The sequence below is a fragment of the Aeromonas sp. FDAARGOS 1409 genome (assembly GCF_019048705.1).
GTDB classification, from domain to species: Bacteria; Pseudomonadota; Gammaproteobacteria; order Enterobacterales; family Aeromonadaceae; genus Aeromonas; species Aeromonas sanarellii.
On record NZ_CP077395.1, the window covers coordinates 1,166,475 to 1,180,587 of the forward strand.

General features: G+C 63.7%; 15 protein-coding genes. 6 read left to right on the top strand and 9 right to left on the bottom strand.

The annotated features are described in order from the left end of the window. Window positions 1-77: 77 nt before the first annotated feature. The 5 genes from I6L39_RS05590 to I6L39_RS05610 form a co-directional block, all read right to left on the bottom strand. On the bottom strand, window positions 78-638 hold the full coding sequence (locus tag I6L39_RS05590; protein WP_042078378.1) for a Sua5/YciO/YrdC/YwlC family protein: 561 nt from the start codon (window positions 636-638) through the stop codon (window positions 78-80). A gap of 264 nt (window positions 639-902) precedes the next feature. Beyond that, window positions 903-1,460, bottom strand: a complete 558-nt coding sequence (locus I6L39_RS05595) for a type I DNA topoisomerase (protein ID WP_042078377.1) — start codon at window positions 1,458-1,460, stop codon at window positions 903-905. Window positions 1,461-1,515: 55 nt separating this feature from the next. Then, window positions 1,516-1,989, bottom strand: a complete 474-nt coding sequence (locus tag I6L39_RS05600; protein WP_042078376.1) for a DUF494 family protein — start codon at window positions 1,987-1,989, stop codon at window positions 1,516-1,518. Beyond that, window positions 1,982-3,097: a DNA-processing protein DprA gene (dprA, locus tag I6L39_RS05605; RefSeq protein ID WP_216991262.1), complete on the bottom strand. Its 1,116-nt coding sequence runs from the start codon at window positions 3,095-3,097 to the stop codon at window positions 1,982-1,984. Before dprA ends, I6L39_RS05600 begins: the two co-directional genes overlap by 8 nt. A 1-nt stretch (window position 3,098) precedes the next feature. Then, window positions 3,099-4,187 (bottom strand): LysM peptidoglycan-binding domain-containing protein, encoded by a 1,089-nt coding sequence (locus I6L39_RS05610; protein ID WP_216991263.1) that lies wholly within the window; start codon window positions 4,185-4,187, stop codon window positions 3,099-3,101. Window positions 4,188-4,295: 108 nt separating this feature from the next. On the opposite strand from I6L39_RS05610, the gene def reads away from it, so the two are divergent. The 5 genes from def (at window position 4,296) to I6L39_RS05635 (ending at window position 10,107) form a co-directional block, all read left to right on the top strand. Further along, the gene (gene def / locus I6L39_RS05615; protein WP_042078370.1) at window positions 4,296-4,808 is read left to right on the top strand and encodes a peptide deformylase; all 513 of its coding nucleotides are present in this window, start codon (window positions 4,296-4,298) and stop codon (window positions 4,806-4,808) included. A gap of 12 nt (window positions 4,809-4,820) precedes the next feature. Then, window positions 4,821-5,765, top strand: a complete 945-nt coding sequence (gene fmt, locus I6L39_RS05620; protein ID WP_216991264.1) for a methionyl-tRNA formyltransferase — start codon at window positions 4,821-4,823, stop codon at window positions 5,763-5,765. A 60-nt stretch (window positions 5,766-5,825) separates the two neighbouring features. Continuing rightward, window positions 5,826-7,118 carry a 16S rRNA (cytosine(967)-C(5))-methyltransferase RsmB gene (rsmB, locus tag I6L39_RS05625; RefSeq protein ID WP_216991265.1) on the top strand — a complete coding sequence of 431 codons (1,293 nt, stop codon included), beginning with the start codon at window positions 5,826-5,828 and terminating at the stop codon, window positions 7,116-7,118. A 76-nt stretch (window positions 7,119-7,194) separates the two neighbouring features. Next, a complete protein-coding gene (trkA, locus tag I6L39_RS05630) occupies window positions 7,195-8,571 on the top strand; it encodes a Trk system potassium transporter TrkA (protein WP_042078365.1) in 1,377 nt (458 codons plus the stop codon). 93 nt (window positions 8,572-8,664) lie between these two features. Next, window positions 8,665-10,107, top strand: a complete 1,443-nt coding sequence (locus I6L39_RS05635) for a TrkH family potassium uptake protein (protein WP_209794861.1) — start codon at window positions 8,665-8,667, stop codon at window positions 10,105-10,107. Window positions 10,108-10,185: 78 nt separating this feature from the next. Here I6L39_RS05635 and rmuC read toward each other — a convergent pair whose 3' ends face one another. Beyond that, the gene (gene rmuC / locus I6L39_RS05640; protein ID WP_216991266.1) at window positions 10,186-11,517 is read right to left on the bottom strand and encodes a DNA recombination protein RmuC; all 1,332 of its coding nucleotides are present in this window, start codon (window positions 11,515-11,517) and stop codon (window positions 10,186-10,188) included. A 34-nt stretch (window positions 11,518-11,551) separates the two neighbouring features. Continuing rightward, window positions 11,552-11,767 (bottom strand): hypothetical protein, encoded by a 216-nt coding sequence (locus I6L39_RS05645; protein ID WP_042078362.1) that lies wholly within the window; start codon window positions 11,765-11,767, stop codon window positions 11,552-11,554. Between the two features lie 137 nt (window positions 11,768-11,904). On the opposite strand from I6L39_RS05645, the gene I6L39_RS05650 reads away from it, so the two are divergent. Continuing rightward, window positions 11,905-12,417: a ferredoxin-type protein NapF gene (locus I6L39_RS05650; protein WP_042078361.1), complete on the top strand. Its 513-nt coding sequence runs from the start codon at window positions 11,905-11,907 to the stop codon at window positions 12,415-12,417. 64 nt (window positions 12,418-12,481) lie between these two features. On the opposite strand, the gene I6L39_RS05655 is transcribed toward I6L39_RS05650, so the two are convergent. Beyond that, the gene (locus I6L39_RS05655) at window positions 12,482-12,934 is read right to left on the bottom strand and encodes an Rrf2 family transcriptional regulator (protein WP_042078360.1); all 453 of its coding nucleotides are present in this window, start codon (window positions 12,932-12,934) and stop codon (window positions 12,482-12,484) included. A 287-nt stretch (window positions 12,935-13,221) separates the two neighbouring features. After that, window positions 13,222-14,061: a PfkB family carbohydrate kinase gene (locus I6L39_RS05660; RefSeq protein WP_216991267.1), complete on the bottom strand. Its 840-nt coding sequence runs from the start codon at window positions 14,059-14,061 to the stop codon at window positions 13,222-13,224. Window positions 14,062-14,113 lie beyond the last annotated feature (52 nt).

Sequence of the window (14,113 nt, forward strand, 5' to 3'; positions counted from 1 at the left end):
CGTGCGAGCGCCCTGTCCGTCTTATCGTGATGTCATGAACTCAAGGCTCAGACTGCCAATGGAAATCTTGCCACCGGTCAGGAAGGGCGAATGATGGCGCCGGTGCGAGCATCCTTGATCTCGGACGGATTGGCCTGGCCCCCCACCTCGCCGGGCAGGATATAGGCCAGCTGGCTTGCCAGCAGTTCACCTATGTCGCTGACCCGGCGGGCGGGCTCCTCACCAGTCAGATTGGCACTGGTAGAGACCAGCGGCTTGCCGAAGGCGCGGCACAGGGCCTGCACCTGGGGATGAGCCGTGACGCGTACCGCCAGGGTATCGAACTGACCGGTCAGCCAGGATGGCGTCGTCGGACGGGCTGGCATGATCCAGGTGAAGGGACCAGGCCAGCTTGCTTCAACCCGCGCCAGCTGCTCATCGCTGAGCAGGCCCAGATCGATGTAATCCTGCAACTGCGTCAATTCGGCTGCGATCAGGATCAGCCCCTTCTCCACCGGTCGCTGCTTGATGGCCAGCAGGCGCTGCACCGCAGCCTCGGAATCAGGGTCACATCCCAGGCCAAACACGGCCTCGGTGGCGTAGGCGATCACCCCTTCTCCTTGAAGGGCGGTGACGGCTTGTTCAAGTTCGTTTGGCATAGAAAACATGCAACAGCCGCGCTGTCGCCTCTCATCACTGGATTGTTGGTTGAACCGGCATGACGGCCCTGGGCCATCATCTCTGCAGCACATGCGGTACCATGACACATCATCAGACGCCCCGGGAGTCGGGTGGCTTGCCCTCGTTTTAACAGGGTAAAGCACGCACATCGGAAGCCGAGCCCGCCGACGTGACCAACTCAAGGTGATGCGGAAGCGAACCGGACCGGTTCCTTCGTCAGCCCCCGGGTCATGGCGGCTGGATTATACCCGCTCCATCTGATGGCAGCATTTCTTTTGCGGGCAGATCCAGCGCAGGCTGCCCCTCACCTTCTTCTCCACCATGATGCCCCAGCCACACTCGGGACAAGGCATGGGAACGGGCTTGTCGTTCACCACATACTTGCAGTGAGGATAGGCGTCACAGGAGTAGAATTGCTTGCCGTAGCGAGAGGTGCGGCTCACCAGATGACCCTTGCCACATTCGGGACAGAGGATCTGGGTGTCGTCACTCTCCTGCAGGGATTCGATGTGCTGGCAGGCAGGGTACTGGGTGCACCCCACAAACAGGCCGTATCGCCCCTTCTTGATGGCCAGCGGATGGCCGCAATCCGGGCAGGCCGAGCCATCAAGCACTTTCTCGATGTCGCGACCTGAGGGGGTCAGGGAGCGGATGTAGTCGCAGGAAGGGTAGGCCGAGCAACCCAGGAAGGGGCCATGCTTGCCCTGACGGATCACCAGCTCGGCACCACACTGCGGGCACGGCTCGCGCTCGAATGCATGTTCGTGGGCAGAGAAGAGGTGATGGTCGATCTTTGACATGGGCCGCGCCTTGAAATCCAGATGGCCTGAATTCTACCAGCGCGGCACAGGGCTGTCAGTGAATGACACCGTCTGACTCGTCAAACACCAGCTCTTCCATCTGCTGGTAGGCGTTCTCGCTGCCCGGCACGTTGAACAGCACCATCATGACGACCCACTTGAGATCATCCAGCTCGATGTCCGGCTTGTCCAGCTCAAGCAACCGCTCGATGCAGATTTCGCGGGTTTCGGCGTTCAACACTTGCGCCTGTTCCAGGAACAGCAGGAAACCGCGGCATTCGGTGCTGAGGCGTGCCAGCTCTTGCGGGGCGTAGATCCGCATCGAGCCCTGTGCACTGGAGGTGACATATACCTCCCGTTCGCTGTCGTGCAGATTGGCCAGCCGCTCCAGCCAGTCGAGCGCCTTCTCGATTTCGTCCTGATTGAAACCGGCCCGGCTCAGTTCGTCGGTGAGTTCATCCTGCTCGACCATCACATCTGCATCGCTGTGGATGTAGGTCTCGAAAAGGTACATCAATACATCAAACATGATTCGCCCTCCTCGTTCTGACGTATCCACCGGCTACCGCCATCACTGCACCGAGCAGCTCCAGTTCGACCAACCTGCCCAATACGACATCGACAGGAAGCTGGGCCCGTTCGGCAACGGCATCCACGCTCGTGGCTTCGTAATCTACGTTATCCAACAAATCGGCATAAGGCAATTCGCTATTATGCAATGGCTCGGAAGAAGGTCCCATCGACCCCATGGACGGCAGGAGAGCCGGCAGCTCCTCAAGAACATCCGCGGCATTCAGGACCAGCTTGGCACCCTGCTGGAGCAGACGGTTGCATCCCGCCGCCTGCATATTTTGCGGAGCACCCGGCACGGCAAAGACCTCTCGCCCCTGTTCAAGGGCGTAGCGGGCCGTGATGAGCGAGCCGCTTTGCTCGGCCGCCTCCACCACCAAGGTACCCAGCGACAGGCCGCTGATGATGCGATTGCGACGGGGGAAATGCTCGGCCAGCGGCCCCTGGTCAGGCGCCAGCTCGGACACGAGCAAACCGCCCTGCTCAAGGATCTGCATCGCCAGCCCGTGGTGGCGCTTGGGGTAAAGACAATCCAGGCCGGCCCCCAGCACCGCCAGGGTCACCCCACCCGATGCCAGCGCCTGCTGGTGACAGATGCCATCGATGCCCAGCGCCAAACCCGAGGTGATCGCCAGGCCGCAACCCACCAGTTCGGCACACAGGCGTGCCGCATTGTCCTTGCCGGCATAGGTGGGGTGGCGTGTGCCCACCATTGCCAGCTGTGGCAGGGAGAAGGAGGCGATATCCCCGCGACAGTAGATCAATAGCGGGGCGGCGGGGATCTCTTTGAGCAGGGCAGGATAGGCGGGGTCATCGAGACAGAGGAGGTGATTGCCGGGCTTGGTGGCCCAGCTCAGCCCCTGATCCACAAGCGGCAGGGGCCATCTCATCTGCTGGATTTGGGCGCTCTGCAGACCAAGGGATCGCAGGGTGCCGTCATCTGAGTCAAACAGAGCTGTAATGTCCCCACCAAAATGGGCCAGCAGGCGGGCGGCGGTCACCGGGCCTATACCGGCCACGGCATCCAGCGTCAGCCACCGTGACAGCCGTTCGAGTGGGAGTGGCACGTCAGAAGTTGCTGACCTGATAACCAGAGCCGACCAAGTCCTGACTCTGCAGGATCAAGCCATAGCTCAGCTTGTCGTACACCTTGAACAGCATGACCCTGGCAACGGCCTCGGCAGGCAGGGAAGACTTGCCCGCGGAGTAAAAGGCCTTGTCATAGACAGATGCATATTCCCGATACGACACCTTGCCATTCTTGTCCACCATCTCGGCCCCAGGACGCTGGATCTCGAGCACATCGCCTGGCGTCACCTGATCGCGCAGCCCCTTGTTGATGAGCACGACGTCAAACTTGCCGCCACCGTGTACCTTGCTCGGCAACTCGATCACATACCCGGGTGAAATGGCGGGTGCCGCCTTTGGCATGAAGACGGCGGACAGGCTCTCCTGGGAGGGCAGCGGCATCACCTTGTCGCCCTGATAGACTTCACGGCGGTTGTGGGTGAGGGTGACCCTGGTACTGTCATTGGCAAGACGTTCCTCCGCCCGCACAGTGCCGACAAAGATCGCCTCCTGACCGAGCTGCTCGCCGGTGTGCTTGTCCTTGTACACCAACCCGGGGCGATAGATGCCATAACTCTTGCCCGGATCCAGCGCCCCCTTCACATAGAGGATGCCTCCTTCCAGCATGCCGATGTGCTTGTCGTTGTTGCCAAGCACATAGGGCAGATCCTTGCTCTGTTGGCTGTTGGCCAGAATGTGATCGGTCTGCAGGAAAGGGGCTATCTCGCTGAGCGGCAGGGTCGGGATCGGATTGGCCTTGTTCTCATAGCGGTTCTTGGGCGAGAGGCGGATCACCTGTTTGCCGCCCTGGCTGACCTTGCCGAGTCGTGGTTCACCATTGACCCAGCTGAGGTGCAGCACGTCACCAGGGTAAATCCAGTGCGGGTTGGCAATCTGGGGATTGATGTTCCAGAGGCGCGGCCAGAGCCAGGGTTCGGCCAGATACTGACCCGATATATCCCAGAGGGTATCGCCCTTCTGTACCACATAGCTCTCGGGATAGCCGGATTTCAGCGTCAACTGCTGTGCCATGGCGCCACCGGCCAGGGCTGTCGCCAGGCAGGCGACGACGATTTGCTTCAGATACATAACACTCCCTGTTACTTCTGCACGCAAAGTGTTGCTGTTTTTTGTCGGCGTAAATGACTAGAATTACGTCAATATTGACTGCGTTTATATGAAACTAAAGAAAAAATTATGGCCATTCTAGATGTATTGCGTTTCCCCGATGAGCGTCTGCGCACAGTCGCGGCCCCTGTCGAGGCCTTTACACCCGAGTTACAACACATTGTAGATGATATGTTCGAAACCATGTACGCGGAGGAAGGCATAGGCCTGGCCGCGACCCAGGTCGACATTCATCAGCGCATCATCGTCATCGATGTCTCCGAAAACCGTGAAGATCAGCTGGTGTTGATCAACCCGGAGATCTTGGAGCAGTCCGGCAGCACCGGCATCGAGGAAGGTTGCCTCTCCGTGCCCGGCAATCGGGCCCTGGTGCCACGCGCCGAATGGGTCAAGGTCAGGGCACAGGATCGCCACGGCAACACCTTCGAGCTGGAAGCGGACGATCTGCTCGCCATCTGCATACAGCATGAGATGGATCATCTGGTCGGCAAGCTGTTTGTGGATTATTTGTCCCCGCTCAAGCGCCAGCGCATTCGTCAGAAGCTGGAAAAGATGGCCCGTGAAGATCGCAAAGTCCTCTGAGGATCCGCTCCATTGAACAAGCTGAAACTGATTTTTGCCGGTACCCCCGACTTCGCCGCCCGTCACCTGGCGGCGTTGTTGTCTTCCGGCCACGAAGTCGTCGCCGTTTACACCCAGCCCGACAAGCCTGCCGGCCGCGGCCAGAAGCTCACCGCCAGCCCGGTCAAGGAGCTGGCACTGGCCCACAGTCTTCCGGTCTATCAGCCCGCCTCCCTGCGCAATGAAGCGGCGCAGGCCGAACTGGCTGCCCTCGGCGCCGACCTGATGGTGGTGGTGGCCTATGGCCTGATCCTGCCCAAGGCCGTGCTCGATACGCCGCGTCTGGGCTGCATCAACGTGCACGGCTCCCTGCTGCCGCGCTGGCGCGGTGCCGCTCCCATCCAGCGTTCCATCTGGGCAGGGGATGCCGAAACCGGCGTCACCATCATGCAGATGGACGTGGGGCTGGACACCGGCGCCATGATCCGCAAGGTAAGCTGCCCCATCGCGGCCGACGAGACCTCTGCCAGCCTGTACGACAAGCTGGCCGGGCTGGGCCCGCAGGCACTGGTCGACACCCTGGACGCCATGGCCGCCGGCGACACCGTCGCCGAGCCGCAGGACGACGCCCTGGCCAACTACGCCGAGAAGCTCTCCAAGGAGGAGGCGCGCATCGACTGGTCCATGGACGCGGTCGCCATTGAGCGCTGCATCCGCGCCTTCAACCCCTGGCCCATCAGCTGGTTCGAGGTCGCCGGCCAGACCGTCAAGGTGTGGCAGGCCGAGGTCGTTCCCCAGGCACACGGCCAGGCGGCAGGCACCCTGCTCAAGGCCGACAAGCAGGGGATCGAGGTTGCCACCGGCCAGGGCGTGCTGCGCCTGCTGACCCTGCAGCCCCCGGGCAAGAAGGCCATGCCCGTCTCGGATCTGCTCAACTCTCGCCGCGACTGGTTCGAACCCGGCACCCAACTGATTTGATCTGGATTGAATTGACACAGGCGGGGCCCAGGCCCCGACTCGTGCATCTAAGGTAACGCTATGAAAACACGCGCACAGGCTGCTCTCGTCATTCAACAGGTGCTGGATCAGGGTCAATCCCTCTCCGCCGTTCTGCCTGCTGCCCAGGAGAAGGTCGCGCCGCGCGATCGCGCCCTCCTGCAAGAACTCTGTTACGGCACCCTGCGCTGGCTGCCCCGTCTCGACGCGGCGGTGAGCGAGATGATGGACAAGCCGCTCAAGAACAAGAGCCGCATCTTCCACTACCTCATCCTGGTCGGCCTCTACCAGCTCATCTACACCCGCATTCCGGCCCACGCCGCCGTGGCCGAGACCGTCAGCGCCGTCAAGCTGCTCAAGGGGTCGTCTCTGCGCGGCCTCATCAACGGCGTGCTGCGCAACTTCCAGCGCAGCGCCGAGGTCATTCTGGTGCGCATCGACCGCGTCCCCAGCATCCGCCTCGGCCACCCCGAGTGGCTCACCAAGCGGCTGCGCCAGGCCTATCCCGATGACTGGGAGTTCATCATGGAGGCCAACAACCAGCGCCCGCCCATGTGGATCCGCAACAACGGCCAGCGCCAGAGCCGCGAGGCCATGCTGGCCCGGATGAGCGAGGCGGGCATACCGGCCGTCGCCGGCGAGGAGGGGGAGGATGGCATCCTGCTGGAACGCCCCTGCGACGTCACCAAGCTGCCCGGTTTCGAGCAGGGTGACTGCTCGGTGCAGGACGGCGCCGCCCAGCAGGCTGCCCGCCTGCTCGACCCCCAGCCGGGCGAGTGGGTGCTGGATGCCTGCGCCGCCCCCGGCGGCAAGACGGCCCACCTGCTGGAACGCCAGCCCGCCCTGGCCGGCGTGGTGGCGGTCGACGCCGACGAGCAGCGCCTCAAGCGGGTACAGGAGAACCTGGATCGCATCGGCCTCCAGGCCCGAGTGATCCACGGTGACGCCAGCACGCCGGAACTGTGGTGGCCAGAGGGGCAGTTCGACCGCATCCTGCTGGACGCCCCCTGTTCCGCCACCGGCGTCATCCGCCGTCACCCCGACATCAAGTGGCTGCGCCGGGATCAGGACATCCGCGAGCTGGCCGAACTGCAACGCCGTATCCTCAATGCCCTCTGGGGCAAGCTCAAGAGCGGTGGCACCCTGCTCTACGCCACCTGCTCCGTACTGCCGGAGGAGAACCGGGAGCAGATCCGCGCCTTCCTGGCCGACACTCCGGATGCCCGACTGGTGCCGCTGCATCCAGAGGATACCCCGGCCTGTCCGGGTCGCCAGTTCCTGCCCGGCGAAGGGGAGATGGACGGCTTCTACTATGCCAAGCTGAGCAAGCTGTAGGTCGCATATCGGCACGGCGGATACGGATGACGAGCCGCCCTCATTTCAAAGCAACAACCTTGGGTAAGATGTCCTCATGAAAATCATCATTCTGGGCGCAGGTCAGGTGGGTGGCACCCTGGCGGAAAACCTCGCCGGCGAGAACAACGACATCACCATAGTCGACACCGACAGCGAGCGACTGCGGGAGCTGCAGGACAAGTTCGACCTGCGGGTGGTGAACGGTCACGGCGCCCACCCCAGGGTGCTGCGGGAGGCGGGCGCCCAGGATGCGGACATGCTGGTCGCCGTCACCAACAGCGACGAGACCAACATGGTCGCCTGCCAGGTGGCCTACTCCCTGTTCAACACCCCGAACAAGGTGGCGCGGATCCGCTCCCCCGCCTATCTGGTGGAACGGGATCGGCTGTTCCTGCCGGAATCCGTGCCGGTGGACCACCTGATCGCCCCCGAACAGCTGGTCACCGACTATGTGCGCCGTCTCATCGAGTACCCGGGCGCCTTGCAGGTGGTGGACTTCGCCGGCGGCAAGGTGGGTCTGGTGGCGGTCAAGGCCTACTATGGCGGCCCCCTGGTGGGCAATGCCCTCTCCACCCTGCGGGATCACATGCCGAACATCGAGACCCGGGTCGCGGCCATCTTCCGTCAGGGGCGTTCCATCCGTCCCCAGGGCACCACCATCATCGAGGCCGATGACGAGGTGTTCTTCGTGGCGGCGGCGGGCCACATCCGCGCCGTGATGTCGGAGCTGCAGCGCCTGGAGAGCCCCTATCGCCGCATCATGATCGTCGGGGGCGGCAACATAGGTGCCGGTCTCGCCCGCCAGCTGGAGAAGCGCTACAGCGTGAAGCTTATCGAGCGCAACCAGAAGCGGGCGGAGCAGCTCTCGGAGAACCTGGAACACACCATCGTCTTCTGCGGCGATGCGGCGGACCAGGAGCTGCTCGCCGAAGAGCACATCGACCAGATCGACGTCTTCATCGCGGTGACCAACGAGGACGAGGCCAACATCATGTCGGCCCTGCTCGCCAAGAAGATGGGCGCCAAGAAGACCATGGTGCTGATCCAGCGCGGCGCCTACGTGGATCTGGTGCAGGGCGGCTCCATCGACATCGCCATCTCGCCCCAGCAGGCCACCATCTCGGCCCTGCTGACCCATGTGCGCCGGGCCGACATCGCCAACGTCTACAGCCTGCGCCGGGGTGCGGCCGAGGCCATCGAGGCCATCGCCCATGGCGACGAGAACACCTCCAAGGTGGTCGGCAAGACGGTGGGCGAGCTCAAGCTGCCGCCGGGCACCACGATCGGCGCCATAGTGCGGGGGGATGAGGTGCTGATCGCTCACGATCGCACCCGGATCCAGCAGGATGACCACGTGGTCATGTTCCTGGTGGACAAGAAATACATCCCGGAAGTGGAGCGTCTGTTCCAGCCCAGCCCCTTCTTCCTGTAAGCCGGCCATGTCTCAGGCAACGGCATCCAGACCCGGCCCCTTTCCGCAGGAAAGGCCCGGGTCTTTTTTCAATCAACGACCAGGTTATCTCGCATGATCAAGCTGCGTCCCATCGTCTTCACTCTGGGTCTGGTGCTCTCCAAGCTGGCCCTCTTCATGTGGCTGCCTACCCTGCTGGCCCTGCTGACCGGCTCGGAAGGCTTCGTCGAGTTTCTCAAATCCGTGCTCATCACCCACGGCGCCGCCCTGCTCTGCCTGCACCATGGGCGCAAGGCCGAGTTTCACCTCGGGGTGCGGGAGATGTTCCTGCTCACCACCTCGGTCTGGGTGGTGGCCTGCGTCTTCGGGGCGCTGCCCTTCGTCTTCATCACCCACATCGACTTTGCCGACGCCTACTTCGAGACCATGTCCGGGGTCACCACCACGGGCTCCACCGTGCTGTCGGGGCTGGACGGCATGGCCCACAGCATCCTGCTGTGGCGATCCATCCTGCAGTGGCTGGGCGGGGTGGGCTTTATCGTGATGGCGGTGGCGGTACTGCCCTACCTCAACGTCGGCGGCATGAAGCTGTTCCAGACCGAGAGTTCGGACTGGTCCGACAAGAGCGCGCCGCGGGCCAAGACGGTGGCCAACAACATAGTGGTGGTCTATCTGGTGCTCTCCATGCTCTGCTTCCTCGCCTACTGGGTGAGCGGCATGACCCTGTTCGAGGCGGTCAACCACGCCATGACCACGCTCAGCACCGGCGGCTACTCCACCTCGGACCAATCCATGTCCCACTTCTCCAATGAGGCGCACTGGATAGGCACCCTCTTCATGTTCCTCGGCGGCCTGCCCTTCCTGCTCTACGTGCAGGCCCTCTCCCGCCGTGACAACAGCCTGCTCAAGGACGCCCAGGTTCAGGGCTTCTTCTGGCTCGTGGTCTGGGTGACCGTCGTCGTCACCTTCTATCTGTGGGTCAGGGATATTTACGGCTTTATGGATGCGCTGCGGATCAGCAGCTTCAACATCGTCTCCGTATTGACCACGACCGGCTATGGTCTCGGCGATTTCGGCACCTGGGGGCCGCTCACCAGCATCCTCTTCATGATCCTGCTAGCCCTCGGCGCCTGCTCGGGTTCCACCGCCGGCGGTCTCAAGATCTTCCGGGTGCAGGTCGCCTTCGCCCTGTTCAAGAAGCAGATGCGCCAGCTGATGCATCCCTCCGGCGTCTTCCCCCAGAAGTACAACGGCCGCCCGGTCAACGACGCCATCATCCGCTCCCTGATCTCCTTCGTGCTGGTCTACTTCGCCATCATACTGCTCATCGCCGCCCTGCTTGCCGCCATCGGGCTGGATCCCCTGACCGCCATCTCGGGCTCCATCACCGCCGTGGCCAACGTGGGCCCCGGCATGGGCCCTGTCATCGGCCCCAGCACCAACTTCGCCAGCCTGCCGGACTCGGCCAAGTGGATACTGTCGTTCGGCATGCTGCTGGGGCGACTCGAGATCCTGACGGTGGCGGTGCTCTTCTTCCCCTCGTTCTGGAAGCAATGAACCCGCGACGCGCAACAGACGTGAGAAGGGCAGCCAATGGCTGCCCTTCTCGTTTCATGAGGTGGATGAGACACCGCCTCAGTCGGCCGACTCTTCCCGCTGTAGCGCCCGATCGACCAGGGATTCCGGCAGGGGCTTGGTGACCTCCACCCCCAGCTCGCGGAAGCGCTCCGCCTGGGCGATCAGGTTGCCGCGACCGTTGACCAGCCGGCCCATCGCCTTGTCGTAGCTCTCCTGCGCCTTGTGCAGGCTGCCCCCCATCTGCTGCATCTCCTCCACGAACAGCCGCAGCTTCTCATAGAGACGGCCGGCTCGTTCCGCTATCTGGCGCGCGTTCTGGTTCTGCCGCTCGTAGCGCCACAGGTTCTCTATGGTGCGCAGCGCCACCATCAGGTTGGTGGGGCTCACCAGCAGGATGTTGTGATCCAGCCCGTAGCGCACCAGGGAGGGATCGGCCTCCAGGGCGGTGAGGAAGGCAGGCTCCACCGCCACGAACATCAGCACATAGTCCAGGGTGCGCACCCCGGGCAGCTGCTGGTAATCCTTGCGCCCCAGTTCGCGTATGTGGCTGCGCACCGAGGCGACGTGCTCCTTGAGCGCCACCGCCCTCTCCAGCTCGTCGCCCGCGTTGTACCAGCGCTCGTAGGCGGTCAGGGACACCTTGGCGTCGATGATGATGTCCTTCTCCTGGGGCAGGTGGACGATGACGTCGGGCTGGTAGCGCCTGCCCTTGTCCACCTCTATATTCACCTGGGTGTGGTACTCGTGGCCCTCCCGCAGGCCGCACTCGGAGAGGATGCGAGCCAGCACCACCTCGCCCCAGTTGCCCTGCTGCTTGCTGTCCCCCTTGAGGGCGCGGGTCAGGGCCGCGGCTTCTTCCGTCATGCGGGCGTTGAGCTCGGCCAGCCGCTCCAGCTCGAACTTGAGGTTGTGGCGCTGGGCCGTCTCCTGGGCGTGGGTCTCCCCCACCTGGCGGCGGAACCCCTCGAGCTGCTCCTTGAGCGGAGTCAGCAGGAGATCCATGCTGTTCTGGTTCAGTTCGCGGAAGTTACCGGCATTCTGCTCGAAGATACGGTTGGCCAGATTTTCGAACTGCTGGCTCAGCCGCGCCTCCGCCTCCTGCTGCAGCTGCAGCTTCTCGGCGCTGGCGAGGCGCTCGCTGCGCAGGGTCGCCTCGGCCTCCTTGAGGCGGGCGGTGAGCTTGAGCAGCAGGGTCTGCTGCTGGTCCAGCTTCTGCTGGATCAGCATCTTCTCGTCCTGGGATTCGTCCAGCCTGTCCTGCAGCACCTGATGGCGCTCCTCCAGCAGCAGGACCTCTTCCCGGCCACTGCGGCGCCCCGCCAGCCAGCCGAGCAACAGGGCCAGCAGCGCCGCCAGCACGGCCGGCCACCAGGTCTGCAGCGAGCTCATCGGCGGTACCCTGGCTGCAGGCCGAGTGCGGGCATCATCGGCGCCCCCGCTGGCGCAGGAAGAGTTCGAGATAGCGGTTGAGCAACAGCCAGAGCAGCACGTAGAGCAGGTAGGCCGCCAGCACCACCCACTTGTGGCTGTTGACCCCGGTATCGAGTTCGCTGAACTCGATACCCTTGAGATGGCAGTAGGCCCACATCAGCAGGGGGAAGACATAGAGCAGAGAAGCACGCCACAGAAATAGCCACATGAGTTCATTCAATCCCGCAAAAAGACCCGCCTAGCTTACACAAGGGCAACCCGGCTTGCGATCCTGCCCCACGCTATTCTCTGGCTTGCCCAACGAAAACTAGATAAAATTAACCCCTAATAGGTATAGGGGTGAGCATGACTCATTTTTTCTGTCGCTGGCTGGCACACGCATTGGGGGGCCCCCGCAAACCGGACGTGGTTTGCCATGAGGCCCGCCCGCCCTGGGCCATCGAAGAGTCCCAGTTCCTCACCCTTTGCAACCGCTGTGGCGACTGCTTCAAGGCCTGCCCCAACGGCCTGCTCAAACCCGCCGATCGGCCCGACTATGCCGGCACCCCAGTCGCAGGCACCCCAGTGCTGGATCTCGCCTGCGGCCAGTGCAGCTACTGTGGCAGCTGTGCCAGGGCCTGCCCCACGGGGGCGCTGGACCTGCGCCTCGGCCGCCAGGTGCAGACCCGGGTCCGGATAGAGGCGAGCTGCCAGGCCCGTCAGGGCTTCTACTGCCTGCTGTGCGAGGACGCCTGCCCCCAGCAGGCGATCAAGGTCGGCAGCGAGGGGGTGAGCGTCAACATGGCCGCCTGCGACGGCTGTGGCGCCTGCGGCCTCGCCTGCCTGCACGGCGCCATCACCCTGATCCCCCAGCACTGATCCCCGCAGGACCGCCGCCCCAGAAAAGACTCGGGGGCCCGAAGGCCCCCGATCCGCCGTGGCCCTAGGCCATGGTCAGGATATTCTCCTGCTCGATGCCAAGCAGGTGGCACAGGCGGGTGGGATCCCGCACCGCATCCGCCAGGGTGTACTCCCCCAGCACCTCGAGGAAGGCATTCATGGCGCGGCGCAGAATGCCCTGGATGCGGCAACCGCCGGAGAGGCGGCAGTTCTCGCGCTTGCAGTCCACCGGGCAGAGCACGTGCTCCATGTCCATCACCACGTCCCGCAGGTTGATGGAGACGGCGGCACGGCCGAGGCGGATGCCGCCATGCTTGCCACGCACCGTCTCTATGTACCCCTTGATGCCGAGCTGATGCACTATCTTGACCACGTGGTTGCGGGAGATGGCGAAGGTGTCCGCCACCTCGGTGATGGTCGACAGGCGATCACCGGGCTGGATGGCCAGAAAGGTCAGGGTACGCAGGGCATAGTCGGTAAATCGTGTGAGTTGCATGGTCGCACTTGCCTCTTACTACAAGCCAGAAATCAGGACGACAGCCGGTGGCCAAAGAGGGGGAACTGCACGTGCACCCGCACAGGTGTTGCTTCTTCGACCGAGTCGTGGAGTGACAAGGTTAAGAGCAGCCCGGGCGGGTGTCGACGAAGATGTACATAAATCGACACTTTCTTTGATTGATCGCAAACTTGCAGGCTCACCCCGGGGTTTCGGCCATTTCTGGCGGCCAAGTCGCCCTGTTCGGGATGGCCGGTCCCTCCCGGATGGCCGGGGTCGTCAGCCCCTCAGTGGGGATGCTTGAGCCAGTTTTTCAGGGCCTGGGAGGGGATGGAGCTCTCGGAGGCCACCGCGAAGGCACCCCAGTCCACCGCGCACTGCAACGCATCCCCCATTGCCATGCCCCGCGCCAACCCATGGATGAGGCCGCCGGCGAAGGCATCCCCCGCCCCCGTGGTGTCCACCACCGAGACCGGTCGCGCCGCCACCCTGACCCGCTCCTCGCCGTGGATGGCCAGGGCTCCCGCCTTGCCCTCGGTCAGCACCAGCCATTCCAGCTGATCCCCCGCGAGCTGGCGGGCATGCAGCCAGGGGTCGTCCACCTCGGCGAGATCGGAGCGGGAGGCCACCAGCACGTGACAGGGGCGGCGGGCCTGCCCGCCCTTGGGATACTGAGCCACCACGAAGCTCTTGGCGAGCATCTGGCGCATATAGCCGATGATGGCGGTGCCGGGGTAGTTCACGTAGAGGCAGTCCACCCCCTCGGTCGGCAGATCCCCGGGCAGATCCGGACGGCGTGGCCGCCGGAGTATGGTGCGCTCGCCGGTGGAATCCACCAGGATCAGCAGCTCGCCGGTCTCGCCGCCAAATCGTTCCACATGGCTGCAATCCAGGCCGTATGAGGCCGCCTGCTCCAGCAGCCAGTCACCGGTCTCGTCCAGCCCGACCCGGGAGGCGATGCGCACCTCGTGCCCCGCCCACACCAGGCCGATGCCGGTGTTGGCGGCGCCACCGCCGAGCCGGCGGCCCTGATCCACGTATTGCAGCCGCGCCCCCGCCACCAGGGGTTCGGCCAGGGAGAGCACGTGATCACAGTTGAGATTGGCGAGCAGCAGGATGCGGGACATGGGAACCTCGGCGGGAGGAGGCCGGCACCCGGGGTGCCGGCACAGAGACGGA

Coding starts and splice junctions, on each gene's coding strand:
- I6L39_RS05590 (WP_042078378.1), bottom strand. CDS start 638: ATGCCAAACGAACTTGAACAAGCCGTCACCGCCCTTCAAGGAGAAGGG.
- I6L39_RS05595 (WP_042078377.1), bottom strand. CDS start 1,460: ATGTCAAAGATCGACCATCACCTCTTCTCTGCCCACGAACATGCATTC.
- I6L39_RS05600 (WP_042078376.1), bottom strand. CDS start 1,989: ATGTTTGATGTATTGATGTACCTTTTCGAGACCTACATCCACAGCGAT.
- I6L39_RS05610 (WP_216991263.1), bottom strand. CDS start 4,187: ATGTATCTGAAGCAAATCGTCGTCGCCTGCCTGGCGACAGCCCTGGCC.
- def (WP_042078370.1), top strand. CDS start 4,296: ATGGCCATTCTAGATGTATTGCGTTTCCCCGATGAGCGTCTGCGCACA.
- rsmB (WP_216991265.1), top strand. CDS start 5,826: ATGAAAACACGCGCACAGGCTGCTCTCGTCATTCAACAGGTGCTGGAT.
- trkA (WP_042078365.1), top strand. CDS start 7,195: ATGAAAATCATCATTCTGGGCGCAGGTCAGGTGGGTGGCACCCTGGCG.
- I6L39_RS05635 (WP_209794861.1), top strand. CDS start 8,665: ATGATCAAGCTGCGTCCCATCGTCTTCACTCTGGGTCTGGTGCTCTCC.
- rmuC (WP_216991266.1), bottom strand. CDS start 11,517: ATGAGCTCGCTGCAGACCTGGTGGCCGGCCGTGCTGGCGGCGCTGCTG.
- I6L39_RS05645 (WP_042078362.1), bottom strand. CDS start 11,767: ATGTGGCTATTTCTGTGGCGTGCTTCTCTGCTCTATGTCTTCCCCCTG.
- I6L39_RS05650 (WP_042078361.1), top strand. CDS start 11,905: ATGACTCATTTTTTCTGTCGCTGGCTGGCACACGCATTGGGGGGCCCC.
- I6L39_RS05655 (WP_042078360.1), bottom strand. CDS start 12,934: ATGCAACTCACACGATTTACCGACTATGCCCTGCGTACCCTGACCTTT.
- I6L39_RS05660 (WP_216991267.1), bottom strand. CDS start 14,061: ATGTCCCGCATCCTGCTGCTCGCCAATCTCAACTGTGATCACGTGCTC.